The sequence below is a fragment of the Streptomyces kanamyceticus genome, assembly GCF_008704495.1.
Classification (GTDB): Bacteria; Actinomycetota; Actinomycetes; order Streptomycetales; family Streptomycetaceae; genus Streptomyces; species Streptomyces kanamyceticus.
Map to the genome: position 1 here is coordinate 3,179,722 of NZ_CP023699.1, position 17,107 is coordinate 3,196,828.

General features: G+C 71.5%; 19 protein-coding genes. 6 read left to right on the forward strand and 13 right to left on the reverse strand.

What is annotated here, in order from left to right; all coding sequences use genetic code 11:
• Positions 1-526 precede the first annotated feature (526 nt).
• From ligA to CP970_RS12745, 4 genes are read right to left on the reverse strand one after another with little or no spacing between them, the layout of a single operon-like run.
• A complete protein-coding gene (gene ligA, locus CP970_RS12730) occupies positions 527-2,710 on the reverse strand; it encodes an NAD-dependent DNA ligase LigA (protein WP_055544801.1) in 2,184 nt (727 codons plus the stop codon).
• A 30-nt stretch (positions 2,711-2,740) separates the two neighbouring features.
• The gene (locus tag CP970_RS12735) at positions 2,741-3,751 is read right to left on the reverse strand and encodes a methionine synthase (RefSeq protein WP_055544802.1); all 1,011 of its coding nucleotides are present in this window, start codon (positions 3,749-3,751) and stop codon (positions 2,741-2,743) included.
• Positions 3,748-4,446 (reverse strand): SDR family oxidoreductase, encoded by a 699-nt coding sequence (locus tag CP970_RS12740; RefSeq protein WP_055544803.1) that lies wholly within the window; start codon positions 4,444-4,446, stop codon positions 3,748-3,750. The genes CP970_RS12735 and CP970_RS12740 overlap by 4 nt, the downstream gene beginning before the upstream one ends.
• 7 nt (positions 4,447-4,453) lie before the next feature.
• A complete protein-coding gene (locus tag CP970_RS12745; protein ID WP_055544804.1) occupies positions 4,454-4,999 on the reverse strand; it encodes an LOG family protein in 546 nt (181 codons plus the stop codon).
• Between the two features lie 51 nt (positions 5,000-5,050).
• Here CP970_RS12745 and CP970_RS12750 point away from each other — a divergent pair, with 51 nt between their 5' ends.
• On the forward strand, positions 5,051-5,383 hold the full coding sequence (locus CP970_RS12750) for a DUF427 domain-containing protein (protein ID WP_055544805.1): 333 nt from the start codon (positions 5,051-5,053) through the stop codon (positions 5,381-5,383).
• Here the strand turns inward: CP970_RS12750 and CP970_RS12755 are convergent.
• Positions 5,367-6,344, reverse strand: a complete 978-nt coding sequence (locus tag CP970_RS12755) for a GlxA family transcriptional regulator (RefSeq protein ID WP_055544806.1) — start codon at positions 6,342-6,344, stop codon at positions 5,367-5,369. The two genes, CP970_RS12750 and CP970_RS12755, sit on opposite strands and share 17 nt — an antisense overlap.
• Positions 6,345-6,466: 122 nt before the next feature.
• Here CP970_RS12755 and CP970_RS12760 point away from each other — a divergent pair, with 122 nt between their 5' ends.
• Positions 6,467-7,402 (forward strand): NADP-dependent oxidoreductase, encoded by a 936-nt coding sequence (locus CP970_RS12760; RefSeq protein ID WP_055544831.1) that lies wholly within the window; start codon positions 6,467-6,469, stop codon positions 7,400-7,402.
• A 22-nt stretch (positions 7,403-7,424) separates the two neighbouring features.
• On the opposite strand, the gene mnmA is transcribed toward CP970_RS12760, so the two are convergent.
• A complete protein-coding gene (mnmA, locus tag CP970_RS12765; RefSeq protein WP_055544807.1) occupies positions 7,425-8,555 on the reverse strand; it encodes a tRNA 2-thiouridine(34) synthase MnmA in 1,131 nt (376 codons plus the stop codon).
• Between the two features lie 67 nt (positions 8,556-8,622).
• Here mnmA and CP970_RS12770 point away from each other — a divergent pair, with 67 nt between their 5' ends.
• The gene (locus CP970_RS12770) at positions 8,623-9,339 is read left to right on the forward strand and encodes an N-acetylmuramoyl-L-alanine amidase (protein WP_055544808.1); all 717 of its coding nucleotides are present in this window, start codon (positions 8,623-8,625) and stop codon (positions 9,337-9,339) included.
• Here CP970_RS12770 and CP970_RS12775 read toward each other — a convergent pair.
• The 3 genes from CP970_RS12775 to CP970_RS44175 are packed head-to-tail and all read right to left on the reverse strand — an operon-like array spanning position 9,336 to position 11,035.
• On the reverse strand, positions 9,336-10,505 hold the full coding sequence (locus tag CP970_RS12775; RefSeq protein ID WP_055544809.1) for a cysteine desulfurase family protein: 1,170 nt from the start codon (positions 10,503-10,505) through the stop codon (positions 9,336-9,338). The genes CP970_RS12770 and CP970_RS12775 overlap by 4 nt on opposite strands.
• 48 nt (positions 10,506-10,553) lie before the next feature.
• Positions 10,554-10,847: a hypothetical protein gene (locus tag CP970_RS12780; protein WP_055544810.1), complete on the reverse strand. Its 294-nt coding sequence runs from the start codon at positions 10,845-10,847 to the stop codon at positions 10,554-10,556.
• Between the two features lie 35 nt (positions 10,848-10,882).
• Positions 10,883-11,035: a hypothetical protein gene (locus CP970_RS44175; RefSeq protein WP_098244930.1), complete on the reverse strand. Its 153-nt coding sequence runs from the start codon at positions 11,033-11,035 to the stop codon at positions 10,883-10,885.
• 115 nt (positions 11,036-11,150) lie between these two features.
• Between CP970_RS44175 and CP970_RS12785 the strand changes: the two genes are divergently transcribed.
• Both CP970_RS12785 and CP970_RS12790 read left to right on the forward strand, forming a co-directional pair.
• Positions 11,151-11,774 carry a TetR family transcriptional regulator gene (locus tag CP970_RS12785; RefSeq protein ID WP_055544811.1) on the forward strand — a complete coding sequence of 208 codons (624 nt, stop codon included), beginning with the start codon at positions 11,151-11,153 and terminating at the stop codon, positions 11,772-11,774.
• A 39-nt stretch (positions 11,775-11,813) separates the two neighbouring features.
• Positions 11,814-12,719: an alpha/beta fold hydrolase gene (locus CP970_RS12790; RefSeq protein ID WP_055544812.1), complete on the forward strand. Its 906-nt coding sequence runs from the start codon at positions 11,814-11,816 to the stop codon at positions 12,717-12,719.
• Here the strand turns inward: CP970_RS12790 and CP970_RS12795 are convergent.
• The 3 genes from CP970_RS12795 to CP970_RS12805 all read right to left on the reverse strand — a co-directional run bounded on the left by CP970_RS12795 (position 12,655) and on the right by CP970_RS12805 (position 15,359).
• On the reverse strand, positions 12,655-13,656 hold the full coding sequence (locus CP970_RS12795; protein WP_055544813.1) for a helix-turn-helix transcriptional regulator: 1,002 nt from the start codon (positions 13,654-13,656) through the stop codon (positions 12,655-12,657). The two genes, CP970_RS12790 and CP970_RS12795, sit on opposite strands and share 65 nt — an antisense overlap.
• A gap of 35 nt (positions 13,657-13,691) precedes the next feature.
• Positions 13,692-14,597, reverse strand: a complete 906-nt coding sequence (locus CP970_RS12800) for a thioesterase family protein (protein WP_055544814.1) — start codon at positions 14,595-14,597, stop codon at positions 13,692-13,694.
• An 87-nt stretch (positions 14,598-14,684) separates the two neighbouring features.
• Positions 14,685-15,359, reverse strand: coding sequence for a trimeric intracellular cation channel family protein (locus CP970_RS12805; RefSeq protein ID WP_055544815.1), 675 nt, complete (start codon positions 15,357-15,359; stop codon positions 14,685-14,687).
• A 165-nt stretch (positions 15,360-15,524) separates the two neighbouring features.
• Between CP970_RS12805 and CP970_RS12810 the strand changes: the two genes are divergently transcribed.
• On the forward strand, positions 15,525-15,731 hold the full coding sequence (locus tag CP970_RS12810; RefSeq protein WP_055544816.1) for a hypothetical protein: 207 nt from the start codon (positions 15,525-15,527) through the stop codon (positions 15,729-15,731).
• Here CP970_RS12810 and CP970_RS12815 read toward each other — a convergent pair.
• Positions 15,700-17,100, reverse strand: coding sequence for a M1 family metallopeptidase (locus CP970_RS12815; RefSeq protein WP_055544817.1), 1,401 nt, complete (start codon positions 17,098-17,100; stop codon positions 15,700-15,702). The two genes, CP970_RS12810 and CP970_RS12815, sit on opposite strands and share 32 nt — an antisense overlap.
• Between the last annotated feature and the right edge of the window lie 7 nt (positions 17,101-17,107).

Here is a 17,107-nt window from a genome sequence, read left to right on the forward strand (position 1 = left end):
GGCAGGGGCTGTCGGGGCCGCGTCCTTCGGGGCCGCTCCAGGCGCGCTCGCGGGGTTCTATCGCCGTGCTCAGCGCCCCCGTTCCCGCCGGGGCCTTGCTCAGGGTGGTGTTGGTGGTCGGTGCTTCCCGGCGGCCACGCAGCCAGGCTCCCGGCGCGCGCCATAGGCGCGCGCGCAGCCGTGAGTCCGGGGCGGCGCTCTCGGTCGGTTCCATTCCCGTCCCTCTCACAGCCGGCGGTGCCCACGCCACGCGGACCCGGTCCGGAGTCGACCGCGTCCGATGCTTCTGCCCCTAGCCCTGACGAGCACGGGGTGCCCCACTCCCGAACCCGCGCCGAGTGGGGGATGCCCCCTTCCAAGCTCTCGATGAGCAGGAGATACCCCGTTAGCAGCGGGGCACGGCAGGCGCACACCTCAACAGTAGGCCGCAGAAGGCTTCCACGGGCAGCGGTCGACTACGGTTGCCCGAATGCGACCCGGCCACCCGTATGCATCTGGTATGCGCTGAACGGGTGGCCTTCAACCGCTACTCCTCGGTCGGAAGCGCGACTTCCTTCGCCGCGTCCGGTCCCTGTTCGAGCAGGACAGCGAAGCCTTCCTCATTGAGAACCGGAACCTTCAGTTGCATGGCCTTGTCGTACTTGGATCCGGGGTTGTCCCCCACAACCACGAACGCGGTCTTCTTCGAAACGGAACCGGTCACCTTGGCGCCACGGCTCTGCAGCGCCTCTTTCGCGCCATCCCGGGTGTGGTGCTCGAGGGTCCCGGTGACCACGACCGTGAGTCCTTCGAGCGGCCGGGGGCCCTCGTCCTCGCCGCTCGCCTCTTCCTCCATGCGGACGCCCGCCGCCCGCCACTTGCGCAGGATCTCGCGGTGCCACTCCTCGGCGAACCACTGTTTGAGGGAGGCGGCGATGGTGCCGCCGACGCCCTCCACCACGGCCAGCTCCTCCTCCGTGGCCTGTTCGATGCGGTCGATGGAACGGAACTCGCGGGCCAGCGCCTCGGCGGCCACCGGTCCTACGTGCCGGATCGAGAGGCCCGTCAGGACGCGGGCGAGCGGCCGGTCCTTGGCCGCCGCGATGTTCTCCAGCATGGCGAGGGAGTTCTTCTTCGCCTCGCCCTTCTGGTTGGCGAAGAAGGTCACGACCTTCTCCTCGCCGGTCTTCGGGTCGCGCTTGGGCAGGCCGGAGTCCTGGTCGAGGACGTACGACTTGATGGGGAGCAGTTCCTCGATCTTCAGGTCGAAGATGTCGCCCTCGTCGCGGATCGGCGGCTCCGCGGGCTCCAGGGGCCTGGTGAGCGCGGCCGCCGCGACGTACCCGAAGTTCTCGATGTCCAGGCTCTTGCGGCCCGCCAGGTAGAAGAGACGTTCACGCAACTGGGCGGGGCACGTCTGGGCGTTGGGGCAGCGGAGGTCGATGTCGCCCTCCTTCATGGGCCGCAGCGCCGTGCCGCACTCGGGGCACTCGGCGGGCATCACGAACTCCCGCTCGCTGCCGTCCCGCAGGTCCACGACGGGGCCGAGGATCTCCGGGATGACGTCGCCCGCCTTGCGCAGGACGACCGTGTCGCCGATGAAGACGCCCTTCTTCTTCACCACGTCCTGGTTGTGCAGGGTCGCGAACTCGACCTCGGAGCCCGCGACGGTGACGGGTTCCACCTGGGCGTACGGCGTGACGCGGCCGGTGCGGCCGACGCCCACGCGGATGTTGATGAGTTTGGTGTTGACCTCCTCGGGCGCGTACTTCCAGGCGATGGCCCAGCGCGGGGCGCGCGAGGTGGAGCCGAGGCGGCCTTGCAGCGGGATCTCGTCGAGCTTGACGACGACGCCGTCGATCTCGTGCGCCACGGAGTGGCGGTTCTCCCCGAAGTACGCGATGAAGTCGCGGACGCCCTGGAGGTCGTCGACCACCTTGTTGTGCTGGGCGGTGGGCAGGCCCCATTCGTGGAGCAGCTCGTAGGCGTGGCTGAGGCAGTCGATGTCGAAGCCCTCGCGGGCGCCGATGCCGTGCACCACCATGTGCAGCGGGCGCGTGGCGGTGATGCGCGGGTCCTTCTGACGCAGCGAACCCGCCGCCGCGTTGCGCGGGTTGGCGAAGGGCTTGTCGCCCGCCTCCACCAGGCGGGCGTTCAGCTCCTCGAACTTCTCCATCGGGAAGAAGACCTCGCCGCGGATCTCGACGAGGGCGGGCACGCGGTCGCCCTTGAGGCGGTCGGGGATGTCGGCGATCGTGCGGACGTTCGGTGTGATGTCCTCGCCGGTGCGGCCGTCGCCGCGGGTCGCGGCGCGGGTCAGCTTGCCGTCCTCGTAGGTGAGGTTGACCGCGAGGCCGTCGACCTTCAGCTCGCACAGGAAGTGGTAGCCCGGCGAGCCGACGTCCTTGGCGACGCGCTCCGCCCAGGCGGCCAGCTCCTCGTCGTCGAAGGCGTTGTCCAGGGAGAGCATCCGCTCGCGGTGCTCGACCGAGGTGAACTCCGTCTCGTACGCGCCGGAGACCTTCTGGGTGGGCGAATCCGGGGTGCGCAGCTCCGGATGCTTCTCCTCCAGGGCTTCGAGAGAACGCAGGAGCTTGTCGAACTCGGCGTCGCTGACGACCGGTTGGTCCTTCACGTAGTACCGGAAGCGGTGCTCCTCGATCTGTTCGGCCAGCTGGGCATGCTGATCCCGTGCCTCGGCGGGCACAGAGCCTTGCTGTTCGACAGCCACCGTTTCGTCCTCCCGTTATGTCATACCCAATTACTCAGGGTTGTCCGCGAGTGATCTCGCCGCCTTGACACAGTGGGCGAGCGCCGCGCGTGCGTACGCGGGAGAAGCACCCGCGAGCCCGCACGACGGAGTGACCACGACCGACTCCGCGAGTGATCCCGGATTCAGCCCCAGCCTGCGCCACAGCGTCCTGACACCCATGACGCTACCGGCAGGGTCTGACAATCCGCCGTCCACGCCGGGCACGACACCGGCGAAGAGCTTCGTACCCCCCTCGACCGCCTCACCGATCACCTCGTCGTCACGCTCGGTGAGCAGCGAGAAGTCGAAGGAGACCGCGTCGGCCCCGGCGCGGCGAAGCAGCGCGAACGGCACGTCGGGCGCGCAGGAGTGGACCACGGATGCCGCGTCGCCCCGGACGGCGAGGACGTCCCGCAGGGTGCTCTCCACGAGCTGGCGGTCCACGGCGCGGTGCGTGCGGTACTCGCTGGCGGTCTTGATCTGTCCGCGCAGCACGGCGATCAGCGACGGCTCGTCGAGCTGGAGGACCACCCGCGCCCCGGGCACCCGGCGCCGGACGTCGGCGAGGTGCGCGCGCAGCCCGTCGGCGAGCGAGGCCGCGAGGTCGCGGCAGGCGCCGGGGTCGGAGAGCGCGGCCTCGCCGTTCCTGAGCTCAAGGGCGGCGGCGAGCGTCCAGGGCCCCACGGCCTGGACCTTGAGCGGGCCCTCGTACCCCTGGGTGAACTCCTCCAGGGCGTCGAGGTCTTCGCCGAGCCAGGCCCTGGCCCGCCGGGTGTCGCGCCCCGGCCGGTCGCCGATCCGCCAGCCGCTGGGCTCCACGCGCGCGTAGAGCTCGGTGAGCAGTCCGGCGGTGCGGCCGATCATGTCGGCGCCTGGCCCGCGCGCGGGCAGTTCGGCGAGGTAGGGAATGCCCTGCTCGGGGCCCTCGAAGCTGCCCGTGACGGTCTTGGCGGCCTCGCGGGCGTCGCCGCCCGGCATGGACCCGACGCCGGTCGCCGGGCCCCAACGGAGGTCGTTCATCGTCCCGGCCGCACCGTCAGGTCGTTGACCTCCGCGTCGCGCGGCAGGTCCAGGGCCATGACGATGGTCGTGGCGACCGACTCGGGGTCGATCCAGCGGGACGCGTCGTACTCCATGCCCTGCTGCTGGTGGACCTTGACCTGCATGGCGCTCGCCGTGCGGCCCGGGTAGACGGAGGTGACCCGGACACCGCCCGCGTGCTCCTCCTGGCGCAGCGAGTCGGCGAGCGCCTTCAGGCCGTGCTTGGAGGCGGCGTACGCGGACCATTCGGGGCTCGCGCTGAGGCCCGCGCCGGAGTTGACAAAGACCACGTGCCCCTGGGAGAGCCGCAGTTGGGGCAGGAAGTGCCGGGTCAGCTCGGCGGGTGCGATGAGGTTGACGTTGAGCTGGTGGCGCCAGGCCTTGGGGGTCAGCTCGCCGACCGGGCCGAGGTCGACGACGCCCGCGATGTGCAGCAGGGAGTCGACCTGGGCGGGCAGCGACTGGTGGCCGAAGGCCCAGGAGAGCTTGTCGGGGTCGGAGAGGTCCCCCACGAGGGTGCTCGCGCCGGGGAACTGGGCGGCGAGCTCCTTGGCGCGGCCCGCGTCGCGCGCGTGCAGGACGAGGTCGTCGCCGCGTGCGTGGAGGCGGCGGGCGACGGCCGCGCCGATGCCGGAGCCCGCCCCGGTGATCACATGTGTTGCCATACCCGCCATGCTCGCATCACTGGGTGCCCAAAGATTCCTCCAGGTACGCGAGCGCGCCCACCGGCTCCTCCGCGAAGAAGACGAGGTCGGCCAGCGGGAGGGGCAGGAAGCCCTCGTCCTCCATGCGGCGGAACTGCTCCTTGAGGCCGTCGTAGAAACCGGCGGAGTTCAGCAGGACGACCGGCTTGGTGTGCTTGCCGTGCTTCTTCAGTTCCAGGATCTCGGTGGCCTCGTCGAGCGTCCCGGTGCCGCCGACCATGATCACGACCGCGTCGGCCTTCTCCAGGAGGAGGGCCTTGCGCTCGGCGAGGTCGCGGGCGATCACCATCTCGTCGGGGGCGGTGACGACCCTCGCCCTGTCCGCGAGGAAGTCCACGGAGACGCCCACGAGCCCGCCTCCCGTCTCGTCGACGCCGTCCGCCACGACCTTCATCAGACCGCTCTCGGAACCGCCCCAGACCAGCGTGTGGCCGCCCTTGCCGAGCAGTTCGGCGAATTCGCGGGCGGGGCGCGTGTAGCGCTCGTCGAGGTCGGCGGCGGAAAGGAAGACGCAGATGTTCATGCGCCCACGGTACGTTCCGCGCAGGGAACCCATCGACGAGGAGGCACGGCCGTGGCCGCAGGACACCGGATCACCATCGAGCAGGGCACCGACCACGTACGCGTGGTGCGCGACGGGCAGGTCGTGGCGGAGAGCGGGCGTCCGCTGCTGCTGCGCGAGACGGGCTGCCCGGTGCGCCACTACCTCCCTCCGGAGGATGTCCGCACCGACCTGCTGACCGCCTCCGACACCACCACGTACTGCCCGTTCAAGGGCACGGCCTCGTACTGGTCGCTGCCGGACGCGGCCGACGCGGTGTGGGCCTACCCCGACCCGAAGCCGGACGTGGCCGCGATCAAGGACCACTTCTGCTTCTACGAGGTGGAGGTCATCGAGTCGCCGTGAACGTCCTGCGGTAGGCGGCGGGCGAGACGCCGAGGACGGCGCGCATGTGCTGGCGCAGGGAGTTGCCGGTGCCGAATCCGGCGCGGTGGGCCACCACGTCGACGGGCAGGTCGCTCGACTCCAGGAGTGTCCTGGCCAGTTCGAGGCGCTGGCCGGTGAGCCAGCGACCCGGCGGCAGGCCCACCTCCTCCTGGAAGCGCCGCGTGAAGGTGCGCAGGCTCATGCGCGCGTGGGCGGCCAACTCGCCCAGGGACAGCGGCTCCTGGAGCCTTTCGAGGGCCCACGCGCGCGTGGCGGCCGTGGTGGCGAGCGTCGGCTCGGGGACGGGCCGCTCGATGTACTGGGCCTGACCGCCGTCGCGCCAGGGCGGTACGACGCACTGCCGGGCGACGTGGTTGGCGACGGCGGAGCCGTGGTCGCGGCGCACCAGGTGCAGACAGAGGTCGATGCCCGCGGCCACGCCCGCCGCGGTCAGCACGTCGCCGTCGTCCACGAAGAGCACGTCCGCGTCGACCTTGATCCTGGGGAAGGACCGCTGGAAGTCCTCGGCGACGTGCCAGTGCGTCGTCGCGGGGCGCCCGTCGAGCAGGCCGAGGGCGGCCAGGACGTACGAGGCGTTGCAGAACGAGACGATCCTGGTGCCGGGTCCGATCCGGCCGAGGGCGGCGGCCACCGGCTCCGGCAGCTCATCGCCCGCCATCCCCTCGTCGAAGTCCCTGGTCGGCGGGATCACCACGGTGTCCGCCCGCTCCAGGGCCTCGGGGCCGTGCTCCGCCGACACCGTGAAGCCGGAGTCCGTGCGCACCGGGCGCCCGTCGACCGTGCAGACCACGACGTCGTACAGCGGCCGCTGCCGCTCGTCCCGCGCCGTGCCGAAGACTCGCGAGGGGATGCCCAGCTCGAAGGCGTACACGCCGTCCAGGGCGAGGACGGCCACGCGATGTGTGCCACTGCGGTCCATGGCCGAATCCTGTCACATCATGGCCAAACTGCCAGCACAATGATCGGCCGGGGCGACGCACTCTGGGCTGACCAGCCGTTCTCGGCGGTTCTTGGCAGAGTCGAAAGAGGAAGACCATGAAGATGCGTGCCGTCAGCCCCCGCGCCTGGGGCGCCCCCGAAAACCTGGTGCCCGTGGAGGTCGACCGGCCCGAGCCGGGACTGACGGAGATCCTGGTCCGGGTGCACGCGGCGGGCGTCAATCCCGTGGACTGGAAGACCCGCGCCGAGGGCGCCTTCGGCACCTGGGGGGACACGCCGATCCTCGGCTACGACGTGTCGGGCGTCGTCGAGGAGGTGGGCCCCGGAGTGACCCTGTACCGGCCCGGCGACGAGGTGTTCGGCATGCCTCGCTTCCCCGAGCAGACCGGCGGATACGCGGAGTTCGTCGCGGCGCCCGCCCGGCGCTTCGCGCCCAAGCCGCGGAGCGTGGACCACGTGGCGGCCGCCGCGCTGCCCCTCGCGGCGCTCACCGCCTGGCAGGGGCTCGTCGAGACGGCCGGGCTGCGGGCCGGGCAACGGGTCCTGGTCCACGCCGCGGCCGGTGGCGTCGGGCACCTCGCCGTACAGATCGCCAAGGCCCACGGCGCGTACGTCATCGGGACCGCCCGCGCGGAGAAGCACGCGTTCCTGCGAGACCTCGGCGCGGACGAGGTCGTCGACTACACGCGCGTGGACTTCGCCGAGGCGGTGCGCGACGTGGACATCGTCCTGGACGGCGTGGGCGGCGCGTACGGCGAGCGCTCCCTGCCCGTCCTGCGCCGCGGCGGCCACCTGGTGACCCTGCCCGACCCCGGCGGCCTGCCGGACCCCGTGCGGGCCGCGGAGCTCGGCGTACACACCGGGTGGACGGTCGTCGAGCCGGACCGCCTCGGCCTCCTGGAGATCGCCCGCCTGGTCGACGAGGGCAGGCTCCGCGCCGAGATCGACACGGTGCTGCCCCTGGAGGAGGCCGCGAAGGCGCACGCGCACGGCGAACTGGGCCGTACTCAGGGCAAGATCGTGCTCCGGGTGGCGTGACGACGGCCGGCTGGACGGCCTGCTACACCGCGGCCGTCGCCCTCTCCGTAGTGGCGATCGTCGCCGAGCCGACCACGCGCGTGCCGTCGTAGAGCACGATCGCCTGGCCGGGGGCCACGCCGCGCACGGGCTCGTCGAAGGAGACGTTCAGGGTGCCGTCGACGAGCTCGGCGGTCACCTCCGTCTCGCCGCCGTGCGCCCGCAGCTGCGCCGTGTACGTGCCGGGTCCGGTGGGCGCCAGGCCGCACCAGCGGGGCTTGATCGCGGTCAGTCCCGTCACGTCGAGGGCGGCGGCGGGGCCGACCGTCACGGTGTTGTCCACCGGGGAGATGTCCAGGACGTAGCGCGGCTTGCCGTCGGGGGCCGGGGTGCCGATCCGCAGGCCCTTGCGCTGGCCGATCGTGTAGCCGTACGCGCCCTCGTGCGTGCCGAGCTTGGTGCCTTCGGCGTCCACGATGTCGCCCTCCGCCTTGCCCAGGCGGGCGGCGAGGAAGCCCTGGGTGTCGCCGTCGGCGATGAAGCAGATGTCGTGGCTGTCGGGCTTCTTGGCGACGGCGAGACCGCGCAGCTCGGCCTCCGCGCGGATCTCCTCCTTGGTGGTGACCGTGTCACCGAGGGGGAACATCGCGTGGGCCAGCTGCCTCTCGTCGAGCACCCCGAGGACGTAGCTCTGGTCCTTGGCCATGTCGGAGGCGCGGTGCAGCTCGCGGGAGCCGTCCTCGTGGACGATCACCTGGGCGTAGTGCCCGGTGACGACCGCGTCGAAGCCGAGGGCAAGGGCCTTGTCGAGCAGCGCGGCGAACTTGATCTTCTCGTTGCACCGCAGGCACGGGTTGGGCGTGCGGCCCGCCTCGTACTCCGCGACGAAGTCCTCGACCACGTCCTCGCGGAACCGCTCGGCGAGGTCCCACACGTAGAACGGGATGCCGATGACGTCGGCGGCGCGGCGGGCGTCGCGCGAGTCCTCGATGGTGCAACAGCCCCGGGCGCCCGTGCGGAACGATTGCGGATTCGCCGAGAGTGCGAGGTGCACTCCTGTCACGTCGTGTCCGGCTTCGGCGGCGCGGGCGGCGGCGACGGCGGAGTCCACGCCGCCGGACATGGCGGCCAGGACACGGAGGGGGCGCGGGGCACGCTGCGGGGTCTCGGTCAAAGTCATAGCCCTTACAGGGTACGGGGCGACGGGAACCGTATGCCCGTGAGTAAGCGTTGACGATCACATGGGGGAAGAAACCGAGGGCGCGCGACAGAAGCCCGAGCGGCGGGGCATCGACCGGCGGACGCTGCTGATCGGCGGCGCCGCGGCCGCCGTCGGCACCGCTGTGCTCGCCAAGGACGAGCTCGGCCGCTTGTGGTGGCGGATGCCCGGCGTGGTCAAGAGGCGCGAGGAGGGCGAGGTCGACGCCCGGGGCGCGCAGTGGGTCGCCGCGTCGGACTACAACTGGCGGCGCGCGGACCGCCCGGACGACTACCCGATCGACCGCGTCGTCATCCACGTCGTCCAGGGCAGCTACCGCACGGCGCTGCGCGTCTTCCAGGACCCGGCGCACGGCGCGGCCGCGCACTACGTGGTGCGCGCGGACGGGCACGTGGCGCAGATGATCCGCGAGCTGGACGTGGCGTTCCACGCGGGCAACAAGAGCTACAACGAGCGCAGCATCGGCATCGAGCACGAGGGCTTCGTCGACCGGAAGTCGTCGTTCACCGACGCGATGTACGCGGGGTCCGCGAGGCTCACCGCGGGGATATGTGAGCGGTACGACATTCCGGTGGACCGTGAGCACATCATCGGCCACGTGGAGGTGCCGGGCACGGACCACACGGACCCGGGTCCGTACTGGGACTGGGACCGTTACATCAGCATGGTGCGGACCGAGCGCAACCGCCCCAAGAGAACCAAGAAGCCCGCCGCGGAGAAGCCGGAGAAGCCGGTCTAGCTCAGCCCCGCCGACCTCGCCCGTTCCACCGCCGGGCCGATCGCCGCCGCCACCGCGTCCACGTCCGCCTTCGTCGAGGTGTGGCCCAGCGAGAAGCGCAGCGTGCCGCGCGCCAGGTCCGGGTCGGTGCCCGTGGCCAGCAGGACGTGGCTCGGCTGGGCCACGCCCGCCGTGCACGCCGAGCCCGTGGAGCACTCGATGCCCTGCGCGTCGAGCAGCAGCAGGAGCGAGTCGCCCTCGCAGCCGGGGAAGGTGAAGTGCGCGTTGGCGGCGAGGCGGCCCGCCGGGGAGGGGTCGCCGCCGAGGATCGCCTCGGGGACCGTCGAGCGGACCGAAGCCACCAGGTCGTCGCGGAGCGCCCCGATCTCGGCGGCGAACCGCTCGCGGTGCGCGGCGGCGTGCTCGCCCGCGACGGCGAACGCGGCGATGGCGGGCACGTCGAGCGTCCCCGAGCGCACGTGCCGCTCCTGGCCGCCGCCGTGCAGCACGGGCACGGGGCTGTACTCGCGCCCGAGCAGCAGCGCGCCGATGCCGTACGGGCCGCCGATCTTGTGGCCGGAGACGGTCATCGCGGCAAGGCCCGACGCACCGAAGTCGACGGGGAGCTGGCCGTACGCCTGCACGGCGTCGGCGTGCAGCGGGACGCCGAACTCGGCGGCGACATCGGCCAGTTCACGGACCGGCTGGATCGTGCCGATCTCGTTGTTGGCCCACATGACGGTGGCGAGGGCGACGTCGTCGGGGTTGCGTTCGATGGCCGTGCGCAGCGCGTCGGGGTGCACGCGGCCGTAGCGGTCGACCGGCAGGTACTCGACGGTGGCGCCCTCGTGCTCACCGAGCCAGTGCACGGCGTCGAGGACGGCGTGGTGTTCGACGGGGCTGGACAGGACGCGGGTGCGGGCCGGTTCCGCGTCGCGGCGGGCCCAGTACAGGCCCTTCACCGCGAGGTTGTCGGCCTCGGTGCCGCCGGAGGTGAAGACCACCTCGCTGGGGCGGGCGCCGAGCGAGGCGGCGAGCGTCTCGCGGGCCTCCTCGACGGTACGCCGCGCTCGGCGCCCCGCCGCGTGCAGCGAGGAGGCGTTGCCTGTGACGGCGATCTGCGCGGTCATCGCCGCGATCGCCTCCGGAAGCATCGGGGTGGTCGCTGCGTGGTCGAGGTAGGCCATGGTGCGCACGATTCTACGAGCCGCGCGGGGTCGGACGACCGGGTGGTATCAGCCTGCGAGACTCCAGGACACGGTGTTGTCCATGGAGACGAGTGCGGCGAGCACGACGAGGTCGGCCACGCCGAGCCCGAGACCGAGCAGCGCGCGGCCCCTGCGGGTGGTGCCGCGCCACAGGGCCAGGCCCGCGAGGACGATGGCGACCGGACCGAGGAAGAGGTTGAGGACGAGCAGTCCGAGCAGGCCGAGGACGAAGGAGGCGACGGCCATCCCGTCGGCGTCCCGCCTGCCGACGGGGCGGTCTTCAGCAGTTCGTCCAGCGGCTCGATCAGCGATGAGTGCCATGGTGCGACTCCTGACAGGTGGAGGTGTCGTACGGATCAGTGGTGGCGCGCCCGGCGCTCGCGGATCGCGAAGACCGTGAGCCAGACGCCGATGACGGCGGCGGCGACGAGGGTGACCGGCAGTGGGGCGTGGGCCACGGAACCCATGGCGACACCAAGCAGCAGGAGGGCGGCGACAAGGAAGAGCATGAGATCAGGTCCCTCTCGATTCGGTGAACGCTTGTGGTAACAACTGTTCACTGACTGAGGAGTCTACTCCCTCTCCGGCTTCCGAATCTCGGAGAACAGCTGTTAACTGAATGGCATGAGTCACACCCTCGGCCCCCGGCAGGCCCAGAAGCAGAAGACCCGCCAGGCCCTCCTCGACGCGGCCCTGAGCCTCCTCGAGGAGCAGAGCCTGAGCAGCCTGGGTCTGCGCGAGGTCACCCGGACCGTGGGCGTCGCCCCCACCGCCTTCTACCGGCACTTCCGCGACACCGCCGACCTGGGCGTGGCGCTGGTCGAGGAGGCGCTCGGCAGTCTGCACACGACGATCGGGGCGCTCCTCGCGGCGACCGGGGACGGCGAGGAACGCATCTCCGCCACCGTGGAGGCGATCGCCGCGTACGTCCGGACGCACCCGGCGCACGTCCGCTTCATCGCCCGCGAGCGGCACGGCGGCGTCCAGCCGGTGCGGGCCGCGATCGGCGGCCAACTCGTCCTGTTCGCACGGGAGGTGTGCGACCAGTTCGCCAAGGAGCCGGAGTCGGCGGGCTGGAGCGACGACGACCTGCTCATGCTCGCGGGGATGTACGTCGACCACATGGTGATGACCGCTTCGGCGTTCCTGGAGGCACCGCCCGGCACCGAGGAGACCGTGGCGGACACCGCGCGCCGCCAGTTGCGCCTGGTGAGCCTGGGGCGCGGCCACTGGCTGGACGGCCGATGACCTCGACATGGAAGTAAGGGGCAATTACCCTCTACGCTCATGACGACCGCCCGCGAGAACCACGACGCCCGCGAGACCCTCGAGACCCGCGAGAACTGGACCCTCGACCACAGCTTCGACAGCTCGTCCGGCACCGTCCGCTGGACCGCGCTCGGCCCCGCCGACGCGCCGCCCGTCGTCCTGGTCCACGGCACCCCCTTCTCCTCGTACGTCTGGCGGGGCGTGGCCCGCGCCCTCTCCCGCGAACACCGCGTGTACGCATGGGACTTGGCCGGATACGGCGCGTCCGAGATGAGCGCGGGACAGGACGTCACGCTCGCCGCGCAGGCCCGCGTGCTCACCGAACTGCTCGCCCACTGGGGCCTTGAGCGGCCCGCCGTCCTCGCCCATGACTTCGGCGGCTGCGTCAGCCTGCGCGCCCACCTGCTGCACGGCGCCCGCTACGAACGCCTCGCCCTCGTCGACCCGGTGGCGCTCGCCCCCTGGGGCTCCCCCACCTACCGGCTGCTCGGCGCGCACGCCGAGGTGTTCGGGCAGCTGCCGCCCGCCCTGCACGAGGCGCTCGTCCGCGAGTACGTGGGTTCCGCGAGCCACCGGGGGCTGCACCCCGCCGTGCTCGAGCGGCTCGTGGCGCCCTGGTGCACCGAGGAGGGCAGGCCCGCGTTCTACCGGCAGATCGAGCAGAACGACCAGCGCTACACCGACGAGATCCAGTCCAGGTACGGCGAGTTGGACCTGCCCGTGCTGATCTGCTGGGGCACGGACGACACCTGGATCCCGGTGGCGCGCGGGCATGAGCTCGCCGAGGCGATCCCCGGCGCCGAGCTGCGGCTCATCGAGGGCGCGGGACACCTCGTACAGGAGGACGCGCCCGCCGAACTCACGGGCGAGCTGAGCCGCTTCCTGCGGACCCGGGTTCCTCGGGAGGCCCGTACAGCGCGGTGACGGCGGCGGCGCCGCGGGCGAGTTCCGCGCGGATCTCCGGCGGCGAGAGCACCTCCACGTGGTCGGTGAACGGCAGCAGCATCTTGGTCGAACCCGGATGGCCGAATTCGAGGCGGACGGTGATCCATTCGCTCGTGCCGTCGTCGGCAGGCTGCTCCACGAGCGTGTTGCCGTTGATGCGCAGGAACTGGTCGAAGCGGGCCCTGCGCACCCGGGCGGTCACCACGATGCCACCGGGCCGCTCCTCGACCTGGCGCTTCAACGCGGCCCAGGCGTCGGCGAGGTCGACCCCGGGGCGGCGGCGCACCGGCGCGTCCGTGAGCGTCGCGGAGCGGACCCGGTCGGCGCGGAAGAGGCGCGGCTCCCCGCGCCGGTCGGCGACCAGGTACCAGACGCCCGCCTTGGACACGAGGCCGTAGGGGTCCACGGTGTACGACTTCGGCTCCGCGTCGCCGCCGTGCCGGTAACGCAGGCGCAGTCGCCGGTCGGCGAAGACCGCGTCCTGGAGGGTCTCCAGGTCGACGGCGGGCCCAGGGCCCCGCATCCAGCGCGAGGCGTCCACCAGGATGCGGCGGCTGGTCAACTCGGCGGCGGGCCGGTGCGGTTCGGGCAGCGCGGCCATGACCTTGCGCAGCGCGGAGCCGAGCGCCGCGTCCAGGCCGAGGGCGGCGTGCGTGCCCTCGGCGGCGAGGATGAACAGCGCCCGCGACTCGTCGGCGGTCAGACCCGTCACGTCCGTGCGGAACCCGGCGAGCAGTTCGATGCCGCCGTGCCGTCCCCGCTCGGCGTACACCGGGACGCCGGAGGCGGACAGGGCCTCGACGTCCCGGTAGATCGTGCGGACGGAGACTTCGAGCCGCTCGGCGAGCTCGTGCGCGGGCACCCGCCCACGGGTCTGGAGCAGCAGCAGGATCGAGAGCAGCCGGTCGGACTTCACACGCTCAAGGATCCCTCAGCGCCCGGCGTCGCCGCCTACGACTTCAGCGCACGCGCCAGCTGCCGCGACTGCGCCACCAGACGCCCCGCGCTGTCCCAGACCTCCGCGTCCTCCTCCAGGAAGCCGCCCGCGAGGTTCCGCGTGGTGATCGAGACGCGCACCGGACCCGGGGCCGGACGGCAGCGGATGTGGACCGTCAGTTCCACGGTCGGCACCCAGCCCATCAGGCCCAGTTCGAAGGCGGTCGGCGGCAGCGCGTCGACCGCGAGGAGCAGGGACAGCGGGTCCGCGTCGCGGCCGTCGGCGAGACCGAACCAGCCCCGCATCTCCCCCTTGCCCGACGGCTGGCCGAGCGCCCAGCCCAGCGTCGCCGGGTCGAGCTTGAGGAAGAGCCGCTCGGCGATGGGCGAGCCACCGGGCACCGGCCCCTCACCGGGCGCGTCCTCGGCGCCGAAGCACTGCTCGACCGGCGGGATCGCGGGCGCCTCGGCCGTCGTGCGGACGTCGTCGGGGAGCGCGTCGAGGTCGCCGTAGGAGGCGAGCACGCGGATCCGCTCGACCTCACGGCCCTCGTCGTCGTACTGGAAGAGCGAGGCCTGTCCGGTGGAGAGCGAGCGGCCGTCGCGCACCACGTCCGTGCGGATCACGGCAGGGCCCGGGCGGGAGGCGGTGAGGTAGTGCGCGGAGACGGTGAACGGGTCGGAGTGCGGCAGGGTGTCGGCGAGCGCGCGGCCGACGACGGCCAGGAGATAGCCGCCGTTGACGGCGCCGAAGATCGTCCACCCGGCGGAGAGCTCGGTGTCGTGGACGCCGGGCTCGCGGCGGACGACGGCGGTGTCGCGGTCGAACTCGCTGTCGCCGATGCTCGCGGATGCCGAGCCGGAGGCCGGGCCGGGCGCCGAGCCGGAGGCCGATGCGGAGAGGGATGCTGCCGTTGCCATGCCAGCAACGTACAACACGAAACTACTGAGCGGTAGCTTTTTCTGCCGGATAGCAACCGGACCCCGCCGGGGCCCGCGCCGCCCCCGCTACGGCGTCTCCTCGACCTCCGCCTCCACCGCCGTCGACCGCCGGTTCCACGCCCTCGGCGCCCGCCAGTGGTAGTGCAGCGCGAGCAGCCGCAGGACGAACGCCGTCACCACGGCGAGGCCGCTGGTGAAGGCCGTCAGCATCTCGAAGCGGATGCACAGGGCGACCATCGTCGCGCCCACGATGGCGGGGACCGCGTACAGATCGCGGTCCCAGCGGACCAGCGAGGGCACTTCGTTGGCGACGATGTCGCGCAGCACGCCGCCGCCCACCGCGGTCATCAGGCCGAGGGCCGCCGACGCGGTGAGGCCGAGGCCGTAGTCGTACGCCTTGGTCGTGCCCGCGACGCAGAAGAGGCCGAGCCCCGCCGCGTCGAAGATGTTCACCGCGAGCTGGGTGCGCTCCACCTCCGGGTGCAGGAAGAAGACCAGGAGGGCCGCGAACAGCGGGGTGATGAAGTACCCGAGGTCGGTGAAGGCGGCCGGTGGGACCGCCCCGATGACCAGGTCCCTGAAGAGGCCGCCGCCCAGCGCGGTGACCTCGGCGAGGACGGCGATGCCGAAGACGTCGAAGTTCTTGCGCACGGCGAGCAGCGCGCCGGAGATCGCGAAGACGAAGATCCCCACGATGTCGAGCGCGTGCTGGACGGAGGGCGTGAACAGATCCTGGAGCACGCGCCATTCTTACCCGCGCGCGGCACGGCACCGGCGCCGCCTTCGCCGGGAGTTGAGACTTTCTCGTCCTACAGGCCGTGCCTACAAGGGCTCCGCCCGGAAAAGTCTCCTAAAGCACTTCAATGAGAAAGTTGAAGCGACCGGACGGCGAAAGGGGTACGGGAAATGAAATTCGTGCTGGAGGTCGACATGGGTGAGGCGGCCTTCGAGGGGAAGGCCGCCGATGAGCTGGGCCGGATCCTGCGCTACTGGGGCGGCAATCTGCGGCACTACGCCCTGGCGCCCGGTGACGGCGAAACGGTGTACGACTCCGGGTACCGCGAGGTCGGAGCCTGGCGGATCACCGCGCCGGAAGCGCCGGCTTCCCCTTAGTGAAGAGCCAGGTGTCGAAGAGGTCGTCGAGCTGCTCGCCGGAGATCTTCTCGGCGAGCCGCACGAAGTCGGCGGTGGTCGCGTTCCCGTTCCGGTGCTGCTTCGTCCAGGCCTTGAGGAGCGCGAAGAAGTCCTTGTCGCCGATGCGTTCCCTGAGCACCTGGAGCGTCATCGCGCCGCGCTGGTAGACGGCGGAGGCGAACATGGTGTCGCGCTGCGGGTCGCCGACGACGATCTGCCAGAAGGCCGAGTCGGCGGGGCGCGAGTTGTAGCTCGCGAGGAAGGCGTCATGGGCGGTCTGGGTGCCCTTGTGCTCGCTCCACAGCCACTGGGAGTAGGTCGCGAAGCCCTCGTTGAGCCAGATGTGGTTCCACTTCTCGACCGACACCGAGTCGCCGAACCACTGGTGGGCGAGCTCGTGGGCGATGGTCGACTCGCTGCGGATCGCGGAGTACACCGGCTTGGTCTGGGTCTCCAGGGAGAAGCCCGCCTGCGGCATGTCGTCGACGATCGCGCCGGTCTCCTCGAAGGGGTAGGGGCCGAAGACCTTCGACCAGTAGTCGGTGACCTCGGCCGTGACGCCGTACACGTCGACGTTGTTGCTGTTCTCCAGGACGGGGTCGATGGCGACGTAGATCGGGGTCCCGCCCGGGGTCGTGCCCTTCTTCACGTCGAACTTGCCGATGGTGGCGGTCGCGAGATAGGTCGCCATGGGCGTGGACTCGCGCCAGTGGGCGACGGTCTGGCCTCCCTTGTCGTACGTGTCGACGAGGCGGCCGTTGGAGACCGAGGTGAGGCCCTTGGGCGCCTTGATGCGGATGTCGAAGGCGGCCTTGTCGGAGGGGTGGTCGCTGGACGGGAACCAGGTGGACGCGGCGTTCGGCTCGCAGGCCACGAAGACGCCGTCGCCGGTCTTCATCCAGCCGTAGTCGGAGCCGAAGACGATGGGGCCGGTGAGCGGTTCGGGCACGCCGCCGTAGGTGACGGTCACCGTGAAGTTCTTGTTCTTGCCCAGGGCGTCGCGCGGCGTGATGCGGATCTCGTCGCCCGCGCGCGTGAACTCGGCGCGTCTGCCGTTCACCTCGATGCGGGTGACCGTCAGCTTCTGCAGGTCGAGGTCGAAGGACGACAGGTTCTGGGTGGCGCGCGCGGTGATGGTGGTGCGGCCTTCGAGGCGGTCGGTGTCGGGGTCGTAGGCGATGTCGAGACCGTAATGGCGTACGTCGAAGCCGCCGTTGCCGAGCTGGGGGAAGTACGGATCGCCGACGCCGTCGGCGCCGGGCTGGGGCGCGGGGGCCGCGGCGATCAGACAGAAGGAGAGCGCCGCGGTCGCGAGCGCTCCCAGACGTGCCGAACGGGAGAGTGCCATGAGTCTT

What these genes read in the sequence shown, in the direction of transcription:
- CP970_RS12735 (WP_055544802.1), bottom strand. Translation starts at nt 3,751, where the DNA reads ATGAACGACCTCCGTTGGGGCCCGGCGACCGGCGTCGGGTCCATGCCG.
- CP970_RS12740 (WP_055544803.1), bottom strand. Translation starts at nt 4,446, where the DNA reads ATGGCGGGTATGGCAACACATGTGATCACCGGGGCGGGCTCCGGCATC.
- CP970_RS12745 (WP_055544804.1), bottom strand. Translation starts at nt 4,999, where the DNA reads ATGAACATCTGCGTCTTCCTTTCCGCCGCCGACCTCGACGAGCGCTAC.
- CP970_RS12755 (WP_055544806.1), bottom strand. Translation starts at nt 6,344, where the DNA reads ATGGACCGCAGTGGCACACATCGCGTGGCCGTCCTCGCCCTGGACGGC.
- CP970_RS12760 (WP_055544831.1), top strand. Translation starts at nt 6,467, where the DNA reads ATGCGTGCCGTCAGCCCCCGCGCCTGGGGCGCCCCCGAAAACCTGGTG.
- CP970_RS12770 (WP_055544808.1), top strand. Translation starts at nt 8,623, where the DNA reads ATGGGGGAAGAAACCGAGGGCGCGCGACAGAAGCCCGAGCGGCGGGGC.
- CP970_RS12775 (WP_055544809.1), bottom strand. Translation starts at nt 10,505, where the DNA reads ATGGCCTACCTCGACCACGCAGCGACCACCCCGATGCTTCCGGAGGCG.
- CP970_RS12780 (WP_055544810.1), bottom strand. Translation starts at nt 10,847, where the DNA reads ATGGCACTCATCGCTGATCGAGCCGCTGGACGAACTGCTGAAGACCGC.
- CP970_RS44175 (WP_098244930.1), bottom strand. Translation starts at nt 11,035, where the DNA reads ATGCTCTTCCTTGTCGCCGCCCTCCTGCTGCTTGGTGTCGCCATGGGT.
- CP970_RS12785 (WP_055544811.1), top strand. Translation starts at nt 11,151, where the DNA reads ATGAGTCACACCCTCGGCCCCCGGCAGGCCCAGAAGCAGAAGACCCGC.
- CP970_RS12790 (WP_055544812.1), top strand. Translation starts at nt 11,814, where the DNA reads ATGACGACCGCCCGCGAGAACCACGACGCCCGCGAGACCCTCGAGACC.
- CP970_RS12800 (WP_055544814.1), bottom strand. Translation starts at nt 14,597, where the DNA reads ATGGCAACGGCAGCATCCCTCTCCGCATCGGCCTCCGGCTCGGCGCCC.
- CP970_RS12810 (WP_055544816.1), top strand. Translation starts at nt 15,525, where the DNA reads ATGAAATTCGTGCTGGAGGTCGACATGGGTGAGGCGGCCTTCGAGGGG.
- CP970_RS12815 (WP_055544817.1), bottom strand. Translation starts at nt 17,100, where the DNA reads ATGGCACTCTCCCGTTCGGCACGTCTGGGAGCGCTCGCGACCGCGGCG.